Source organism: Butyricimonas sp. RTP31003st1_G1_RTP31003_210430 (assembly GCF_040920905.1).
Taxonomy (GTDB): domain Bacteria; phylum Bacteroidota; class Bacteroidia; order Bacteroidales; family Marinifilaceae; genus Butyricimonas; species Butyricimonas paravirosa.
This window is the reverse complement of record NZ_JBCOSQ010000107.1, coordinates 1-9,174: the sequence shown is the minus strand read 5'-3', so window position 1 is coordinate 9,174 and position 9,174 is coordinate 1. Positions and strand designations below refer to the sequence as shown.

9 protein-coding genes are annotated in these 9,174 nt (G+C 47.0%); 1 reads left to right on the top strand and 8 read right to left on the bottom strand.

Annotated elements, in window-relative coordinates; genetic code table 11:
• The 5 genes from argB to AB5542_RS20330 form a co-directional block, all read right to left on the bottom strand.
• A partial coding sequence (argB, locus tag AB5542_RS20350) for an acetylglutamate kinase (RefSeq protein WP_368243398.1) occupies nucleotides 1-713 on the bottom strand: 713 nt, incomplete at its 3' end.
• A gap of 3 nt (nucleotides 714-716) precedes the next feature.
• Nucleotides 717-1,835, bottom strand: a complete 1,119-nt coding sequence (locus tag AB5542_RS20345; RefSeq protein WP_279038409.1) for an aspartate aminotransferase family protein — start codon at nucleotides 1,833-1,835, stop codon at nucleotides 717-719.
• A gap of 11 nt (nucleotides 1,836-1,846) precedes the next feature.
• Nucleotides 1,847-2,809 (bottom strand): N-acetyl-gamma-glutamyl-phosphate reductase, encoded by a 963-nt coding sequence (gene argC / locus AB5542_RS20340; protein WP_279038410.1) that lies wholly within the window; start codon nucleotides 2,807-2,809, stop codon nucleotides 1,847-1,849.
• Nucleotides 2,806-4,008, bottom strand: a complete 1,203-nt coding sequence (locus AB5542_RS20335; protein ID WP_279038411.1) for an argininosuccinate synthase — start codon at nucleotides 4,006-4,008, stop codon at nucleotides 2,806-2,808. The genes argC and AB5542_RS20335 overlap by 4 nt, the downstream gene beginning before the upstream one ends.
• Before the next feature lie 16 nt (nucleotides 4,009-4,024).
• Nucleotides 4,025-4,702 carry a GNAT family N-acetyltransferase gene (locus AB5542_RS20330; protein ID WP_340278239.1) on the bottom strand — a complete coding sequence of 226 codons (678 nt, stop codon included), beginning with the start codon at nucleotides 4,700-4,702 and terminating at the stop codon, nucleotides 4,025-4,027.
• Nucleotides 4,703-5,107: 405 nt separating this feature from the next.
• Here AB5542_RS20330 and AB5542_RS20325 point away from each other — a divergent pair, with 405 nt between their 5' ends.
• Nucleotides 5,108-6,472, top strand: coding sequence for a S41 family peptidase (locus tag AB5542_RS20325; protein WP_279038412.1), 1,365 nt, complete (start codon nucleotides 5,108-5,110; stop codon nucleotides 6,470-6,472).
• A 395-nt stretch (nucleotides 6,473-6,867) separates the two neighbouring features.
• Here AB5542_RS20325 and lepB read toward each other — a convergent pair whose 3' ends face one another.
• The 3 genes from lepB to AB5542_RS20310 all read right to left on the bottom strand — a co-directional run bounded on the left by lepB (nucleotide 6,868) and on the right by AB5542_RS20310 (nucleotide 9,161).
• Complete coding sequence (lepB, locus tag AB5542_RS20320) at nucleotides 6,868-7,914, bottom strand: signal peptidase I (RefSeq protein ID WP_279038413.1); 1,047 nt, start codon at nucleotides 7,912-7,914, stop codon at nucleotides 6,868-6,870.
• An 88-nt stretch (nucleotides 7,915-8,002) separates the two neighbouring features.
• A complete protein-coding gene (locus AB5542_RS20315; protein ID WP_279038414.1) occupies nucleotides 8,003-8,722 on the bottom strand; it encodes a head GIN domain-containing protein in 720 nt (239 codons plus the stop codon).
• A 307-nt stretch (nucleotides 8,723-9,029) separates the two neighbouring features.
• Nucleotides 9,030-9,161 carry a hypothetical protein gene (locus tag AB5542_RS20310; RefSeq protein WP_368243400.1) on the bottom strand — a complete coding sequence of 44 codons (132 nt, stop codon included), beginning with the start codon at nucleotides 9,159-9,161 and terminating at the stop codon, nucleotides 9,030-9,032.
• Between the last annotated feature and the right edge of the window lie 13 nt (nucleotides 9,162-9,174).

Below are 9,174 nucleotides of genomic sequence, written 5' to 3'. Positions count from 1 at the left end.
CGAACCTCCTGCACCCCGTTAGAAACAGATTTAAAAGCATTATCCAACTTGGGGATCATGCCGGAATGAATCATCCCGCTTTGCTTATATTTTTCATACAAAGATGGGGTAAGACAAGGTATCACGGAACCTTCATCCCCGACATCCGTCAACACCCCCTTTTTATCAAAACAATAGATCAACTCCACGTCATAGCACATCCCCAGCGTCTCCGCCACCGCCGCCGCAATCCCGTCCGCATTCGAATTCAACAACACCCCTTTCCCGTCATGCGTGATCGGAGAAATAACAGGCACCACCCCGGCTTGTAACAATAATTCGAGCCCCCCCATACGCACCAGTCGGACATCCCCCACATATCCCCAATCAATACTCTGCCCTTCCCGCCGATCGGCTTGCACCAGATTCAGGTCGCACCCGGAAAGTCCACAAGCATTCACTCCCAAAGCCTGCAAGCGAGCAACCAGCGTTTTATTGACCCACCCGGCATAAACCATCACCGTGACTTCCAGAGTCTCCCGATCGGTCACCCGTCTCCCATCAATCATTTTGCGGGGAATCCCCAATCGTTCCGCAAGCTGCCCGGCAAAAGTCCCGCCACCATGCACGATAACGAAATGGGAAGTCATCGATGCGAACTTCCGGCACAACCGGTTCAACAGTCCCGCATCCTCGATCAAAGCACCCCCGATTTTTATGACTTTACATTTCATCTGTTAATTCATTACTTGTTTAAACCGAGCGACAAACTCATCAACTTCCTCCCGGGTAACACACAACGGGGGCAATAAACGCAAAGTGTTCTTCCCGCTATTCCCCGTGATCACGTGTTGATTCGCCAGCAAACGACGACGGAAAATCGAATGAGGAATATCAATATCCACCCCAACCATCAATCCCTTTCCCCGCACTTCAATCACCCCGTTCAAAACTTTTAATCGCTCCATCAGATACCCGCCGACACGATCAGCATTTTCCACCAGTTGCTCGTCCTTGATCACATCCAACACGGCAATCCCAGCTGCGCAAGCCAAATGATTTCCCCCGAATGTCGTTCCCAACATCCCCTTCTCCGCCTTGATCGACCCGCGAATCAGCACTCCGGCAACCGGGAATCCGTTGCCCATTCCTTTCGCCATCGTGATCACGTCCGGCTCGATCCCCGCATGCTGATAGGCAAAGAATTTCCCGCTCCGCCCATAGCCCGACTGGATTTCATCCAAAATCAACAACGTACCTGTCTGATCACAAACCTCACGAGCCGCCCGCAGAAACTCTCCTGTCGGAATCCGGATTCCCCCGACACCTTGAATTCCCTCCACGATGACAGCCGCGTATTCCTCCCCGGACAACTCCCGTTTCAAAGCCTCCACGTCATTCAAATCGATAAATGTCACTTGATGTCCCCGGTTCCAAGATGCCTGTATTGTCGGGTTATCCGTGATGGCAACCGCCCCGCTCGTACGCCCGTGAAAGGCAGCGTGCATGGCCAGTATTTTCGAACGCCCCGTAACAAAAGAAGACAGTTTCAAAGCATTCTCGTTAGCCTCCGCCCCGCTATTACAAAGGAACAAATTATAATCCGTGCAACCGGAAAGCTCCCGTAATTTCCGCTCCAACTCCTCCTGCAAATGATTCTTCACGGCATTTGAATAAAACCCGATACGATTCAATTGCCCCGTCACCAACTCCACGTAATGCGGATGCGAATGTCCGATTGAAATAACGGCGTGTCCCCCGTAAAAATCAAGGTATTTATTTCCATCACGGTCCCAGAAATAGGCTTTCTCCGCCTTGATCGGCTCTATATCCAATAAATTATAAACATCAAACATACTCGAATAAATTAAAAATAACTGGCTTTCAAACCCAAACCCATTGTTTCTTCCAGTCCGAACATCAGGTTCATATTCTGCACGGCCTGTCCGGATGCCCCCTTTAACAGGTTATCAATCACGGAAGTCACTAACACGTTACGACCCTGCCGCTCAATATGGACAAAACAATAATTCGTGTTCACCACCTGTTTCAAATAAACAGACTCGTCACTCATCACCGTGAAAGGATGTCCCTCGTAACAAGCGGCATACATAGATCGGATTTCCGACAAATCCCGTTCACTCTCGAAAACCGCATTTACCATGATCCCCCGAGCATGACACCCACGCACGGGAACAAAAGCAATATCCGTCTGCACATCTTCATCCTGCCCAGACAACGTTTCCCGTATTTCAGCCAAATGCTGGTGAGAAAAAGCCTTGTAAACCGAAAGATTCTGCGCCCGATGGCTATAATGCGTCTCTTCCGTCGGTTTCTGTCCCGCACCCGTCGCCCCGGTAATTCCGAAGACCGATACGTGGGCAGGCAGCAAACCGCTCTTCGCCAACGGTAGCAACCCCAATTCTATTGCCGTCGCAAAACACCCCGGATTCGCCACGTGCCAAGCTCCTTGTATCCGCTCCCGATTCAGTTCCGGCAAACCGTAAACAAAATCCCCGGCATTCGACTTTAACCGGAAATCATGACTCAAATCAATGATTCGCACGGATGCCGGAACCGGATGCCGTTCTAAAAATTGAGCCGACATCCCGTGTCCCATGCACAGGAAAAGAACATCAATACCCGTCAAATCCAAATCGGAAAACTTCAAATTCGTGTAAATCAAATCCCGATGAACTCGTCCGACAGGTTCTCCCCGGTGCGATTCACTTTGTAAATAACGTAATTCCACTTGCGGGTGAGAAATTAATACGCGGATCAATTCCCCCGCGGTGTAACCGGCAGCCCCGGCAATACCCACTCTGATCATAGTCCCTCCTCGCTCTTCTCGTTCACCGCGTGATAAACCTGCAAAGGCATCGACAACATCCGGGTAAAACCTTTCACATCCTCTGCCGTCCAAGCCTTGTTCTCCTCCCCGTAACAAGCAAACGTGGCATCCATCAGATCATGGTCTGACCGCACTCCCAACAATTCGAAACAATAGGGACGCATCCGAACCCGCACGTCACCCGAAACGTATCGTTGTGTATCTTTTAGGAAACTCTCGATATTCCGCATAACAGGTTCCCCGTACATGGCCTCGTGTAAAAACATTCCGTACCAGTTGGCCAGTTGTTCTTTCCAATACATCTGCCATTTCGTGAGTGTATGTTTTTCCAGTAATTCATGGGCTTTAATAATCATCAACGGAGCAGCCGCCTCGAAACCGACACGTCCTTTAATCCCCACAATCGTGTCCCCCACGTGGGTGTCACGACCGATTGCCCAAGCAGAGGCCAAAGCCTCCACCCGGCGGATAGCCTCGATTTTATCCGTGTAACATTCACCGTTTACCCGGCACAACTCTCCCCGTTCAAACGACAAGATTAACTCCTCTTCGCCCTCCTTCTCCAAAGAAGAAGGATAGGCCTCTCCCGGAAGATATTCCCATGAATTCAATGTTTCTTTTCCTCCCACCGAGGTTCCCCAAAGTCCTTTATTGATGGAATAAGCCATTTTGGACCAATCCCGCTCCACTCCTTTCGATTTCAAATAGGCAATTTCCTCTTCCCGGCTCAGTTTCAAATCACGAGTCGGGGTTATAATTTCCATTTCCGGGGCAAACACGGAAAAACAAAGATCAAAACGAACCTGGTCATTCCCGGCCCCCGTACTTCCATGAGCCAAGCCGTCCGCCCCGATCTCCTTCGCGTAACGAACGATAGCCAACGCTTGGAAAGTACGTTCGGAGCTGACCGATACCGGGTAAGTCTTGTTACGCAAAACATTCCCGAAAATCATGTATTTAATACATTTCTCGTAATATTCCCCCGTGACATCCAGCGTCACGTGTTTCTTCGCCCCCAAGGCATACGCCTTTTCCTCGATCCCGGCCAGCTCACCGGGGGTAAATCCCCCGGTATTCGCCAATGCCGTGTAAACCTCAAGCCCCATTTCCTCGCTCAGGTACTTGACACAGTAAGAGGTATCTAATCCCCCGCTATATGCTAAAACTACTTTTTTCATGAATATAAATTACAAGTTACAAATTTGCCGTATGCTTCATGGCAGTGCGAGAAACCGGTAACCCACAAACCGCCAACGTGGCCCCCACAACATGACGCAGATGCTTGAACAAAGGCAATGACCTCCCCTTAGCCGCCTTTTTAGCCGCCGCCTGTTGTCTGACCACGACCTCCGGATCATAAATCATCCCGGTACAAAGACACTTGGTCATGTTCGTCCGTTGCAATATGTCATAATTCACGCAAGACTTGCATCCGGCCCAAAACTCCTCGTCATCCGTGAGTTTGGCAAAAGTAACAGGCACGTAACCCAATGAAGTATTGATTCGCATCACCTGCTCACCAGTTGTCAAGCCGAAAAGCTTTGCTTGCGGGAATCGCCTTCGCGACAGATGAAAAGCAGCCTCCTTTATTTGTTTTGCTACTCCCAATCCCCGGTACGCCGGTACCACGATTAACCCGGAGTTCGCCACGAATTTCTGGTGACCCCATGATTCAATATAGCAGAAACCCACGAACTCCTCTCGATTCAGAGCGATAATTGCCTTTCCACTTCGGATTTTATCGGCAATATACTCGTTCGTTCTTCTGGCTATACCAGTACCTCTTGCTTTTGCAGCATGATCAATCGCATCGTTTATCGCTGTCACGTATGACAGGTGTTTCTCGGATGCAACTACAACTTCAATCTTCATCTTTTTACCATTTAATCTAAATCATTCAAATTCTTTTTGATTACTCATTGTGCATATTTATTTATTCACTGTGCAAATATATGCATTAATATGCGGCAAAAACAAATATTTTCTCATTTTTTTCACCGAAAGAAAAGAAAACGCCTTGACACCCACCACCAACAAACAATCAAACAATATATTACATGAAATAAAAACAACAAGCAAAGTGCCACTCATTCCAAATACCACAAGCACTACACGAAGAAAACGTACTAATTTCACCATCTCTAAAACACGAAGAAAACGATCGGAATAATCATATTGAATAAATATGCAATATCATCAAAAACTTTTTATTCAAAATCGCATACGGAAATCCATTAAAAATTCGTAATATTGTGGCTTACTATCAGACATAAACTTATGTATAGACTATTCTTCTTTTCGATTTTAGCAGGATTCCTATCAAGTTGTGAGGATTCACGCGGAGTAAGCCCTACTCCGGGCCCTTACTCATATGTCCGGATTAACACGTTCACGAAAGACAAAATGACCGACCAATACTTTTGGGCGGATGAAGTCAAGGACAAAAACATTGATCCAGATAGTAACCCGGCGGAATACTTCGCTACCATGAAATACCCCGAGGACCAATGGTCACGTATCACGAGTTCTAAAGGTCTGGGAGAAATTGCCGACGCCTCCGGGTATGACGAAGGTTTTGGCTACAACTTGACTTTCTGGGAGAAAGAGGGCTACATATTCGCGGATGTCAATTTCGTTTACCCGAATTCTCCAGCAGCAAAAGCAGGACTAAAACGGGGAGACCTGATCACTCACATGGACGGGGAAAGGATCACGACGGAAAACTACACAAATTTGTACTACGCATCCCAACTTTCTCTCGGGCTATCAAACGATGAAGTATCAGAACCGTACGAAACGAAAAAGCTGACCGCCCAAACATACACGATCGATCCGGTACTTGATTACGGGTTGATTCCCTTGGAGAACCAAACAATCGGGTACATGATCTACACGGATTTCGTGTTCCGCGGTAACACGTCGCTGGCACAACTGAACAACGTATTCCAAACCTTAAAATCAGCCAATATTGACGAATTCATTCTGGATTTACGATATAATCAAGGCGGGTACATTTTTGCCGTGAAACAACTATGCTCACTCCTCGCCCCGGAAGAAGTCGTGGAAAACGAAGAACTGCTTATTCACAAAAGCTGGAATAAAGCATATCAGGAAAAATACGCCGATGATCCTGCCCGCTTAGAAGAACATTTTGACAAGACGGTACCCCTTGATTCCCGTCTAAACTTGAAACGCCTGTGGGTGATCACGAGTAAAGTGACTGCATCAGCCGCCGAAATGCTGATCAGTGCCTTATCCCCATACATGGAAGTAAACGTCGTTGGCGACATTACTATGGGGAAAAATATGGGTGGAATCATCTACACGCCTAACGACAAAGACTTACAGAACTGGAATATCATGTTGATCTCCACGGAATACAGAAACAGTCGGGGAGAATCCGTCAAAGGCGGCATACCCCCCATGTTCCCCATCTTGGAGCAATTTCACCATCAATACCAACTGGGAGATAAAGAAGAACCCTTGCTGGCTGCAACCCTTCAACTCATCACGCAGGATGCAATTACCACCCCGGTCATGAATAGTCGGAGCAGCAGAAGTCTCGACACGGGAACCCCTCGCCGGATTATCCCAAAATTCGTGCAGGCAAAGTCCAGACTATTACTAGGAATAGAAAACTAATTTACACGGGAGAGTCCTTAAAATTCAGTTCGCATTTGCAGGTAGCTCCCTATCCGCTTTTCACTTTTTACATTCAAAAATGCAGAGGTGAGATGAAAAATTTTTGTACCATCTAATGTAAAATAATGTTATCAATATATGATCAAATTGCCATTTCAGAGCGAGCCGCTCCCATTCCCCTCCCATTCCGCCCCTATTCCCCTCCTATCAAAATAACAAATAATTATACTTGTATAGTATATATTAACAAGAGGATAAGCGTATGATAACTATTTAATACCATTATTTTAACAGGATCAGGAAGGAACCCTATCCGGATACCGCTTTTGGGGGGACAAATCGTCACTTATCCACGCATTCCGGACGTGCGAAAAAACAGGACTCTCGCCCCCATACTAATCAACATGTAAAATCCTTGCCTCGATACAGCAAGAGGGAATCGGCCCAAGGAATCGGGAATCCAATGAATTGCCCCGGTTATCGCCCAACATGAAGTAATAATCTTTTTGAAAAACATAGGAAGTCAATTTATCCGGATCGGCAACACGTTCCGGTCCACGCAGCAAGGAACCGTATAACATCCGGTTCTCAGGGGTCAACTCGATTCTCATTCCCTTGTAAGGCAACTTGTAAGGCCCCCAATGCCGGAAACTCCATCCGCAGGAATCCGCGAGAAACACTTTCCGCCGGGCTTCCCCACGTTGACGGAACACAAGACTATCGACCACTCCTCCTTGACGAAGACGATCTAACATCGTTTTATCAAGCGACATATACACGGCATCTTCAGAAACCGAATAATCATCCGAATTCATAAACAATGACAACTCTTTACACGCCTCCCGGAATCTCATATAGTCCGAAAAATAAGCCATATAACGCAAACTCAACGTTTTGTCCTCCTCTCGCTCTTTCCCGTTAATGACTGCACGTCCCTCCTCCACGGAGACGACATCACCCGGCAAACCGATGCACCGCTCGATGTGAATCCGGGAGGAATCCACGGGAGCATAATACGCCAGAATATCATTTTTCTTGGGTTTCCAGAAACCAACCATTTTTATCCGGTCCTTCGCCGCGAACTTACCGGTACGGTATTTACTGGAACGCGTGAACATCGTGACCAAAGGCCATTCCTCCACAGCCGAAAGATAGATACCACCATACCGCCACTTCTCACCCCGCACGGTCACATTACTATTCAGTGCAGGTAACATCGATTTCGTGGGTACCAGATAGGTCTCGTAAAACATAAACTTTGCACTCAGGTACAAGAGTAGCACGAGAACCACCATGACTAAAGCGTAACGATCATACCGGGTATCAAAAATCAAAATACCCAGAACAACAAGCAACAGCACGGAAAGGAGCAGCCATAAATATTGAAAGAAAAGTACAGACAATATCAACAACACTCCTATCAATCGATCACGTTTATTCATTTGTTACAGTTTTTATCTTTACAGGCCGTACATGGCCAGCTACCCCTCGATGTAAAGGTATAAAAAACTGCACAAAATCGCATTTATCCTATCTCCTTTTTACCAAAGTTCCCCGCCCGGTCACGTTTTGTTTGGTAATCCGCGGGGTCCCGTCATAGATTAGAATGCCAGCCGAAGAAATCTCTGCCTCCAACTGTCCGGAAATGGAAACTTCAGCCTTGGCAGCCCCACTAATCTCGGCATCACAATTTTTCACACGCAGCTCCCAAGCTTTCAGCGTGGCAGCGGAAGACATTTCCAGATCAAACTGCTCCACCTCACCTTTAAGTTCTAGTCTCGCGGCACCGGATGCCTCCACGTCAACTTCGCTTCCTTTCACCTCCAACTTCACGCTCCCCGCACCGGATGCCACGATTTCCAGTTTATTCACGGTAAAAGGCGAACTTCCTTCCAAACGCCCGGCAGCCGCCACGTTTATATCCGTGATAACAGGCATGGACACGGAAACATTCATTGCCGTATATCCCCGAACAATCACTTCCGGGTCAAGGAAGATATTCAATTGCCCGTTCTTTATCTCCGTTTTTATATAAGGAATAATATTATCATCCGCCTCCACGGTAATCCCTTCCGTTTTTCCTTGTGATATATACAAGGTGATCGACTGCTGAACGGAAACACGGGTAAACGACTGATCTGCCTGACGATCATGCACCACAAGATACCCCGTTCCCTTGATTTTCTTCACCTCGGCAGAAACCGCCCCTGCCATCAACATCCCCAATAAAATCAAACCAATCCTTTTCATAATTAACAATTTACGATTTATAATTCATGATTAAAAAGCGCGAACCTCGCAGGTGGAAATCTAAAATCTAAAATTTAAGGTAATTATATACAACTTTCCAGTCCATTAAGGTAATGCTTGTTTTCATTCTCAAACTCCTCCGTCACTTCGTGCCACCTCCTCTATAAACAGAGGAGGAGCTAGTGCCTCTTCCCAAAAACAGGGAGTATTTCAACTCTCCCTCTGTTTATAGAGGGAGTACCCCGAAGGGGGGAGGGAGTTGGTTTACTGTAAATTCATATATAAGTTCCAAATTTAAAATCTAAAATTATTCGAGTTTTCCTATCGCCTTCAAGTATTCCGATTCACACAACTTCAAAGCGGCCTTCGCGTCCACCCATTCGCTCCAAGCCTGTTGCCATTGGGCCTGAGCCTCCAACAAGTTTGTCAGGTTTTCCATTCCCACCTCATAC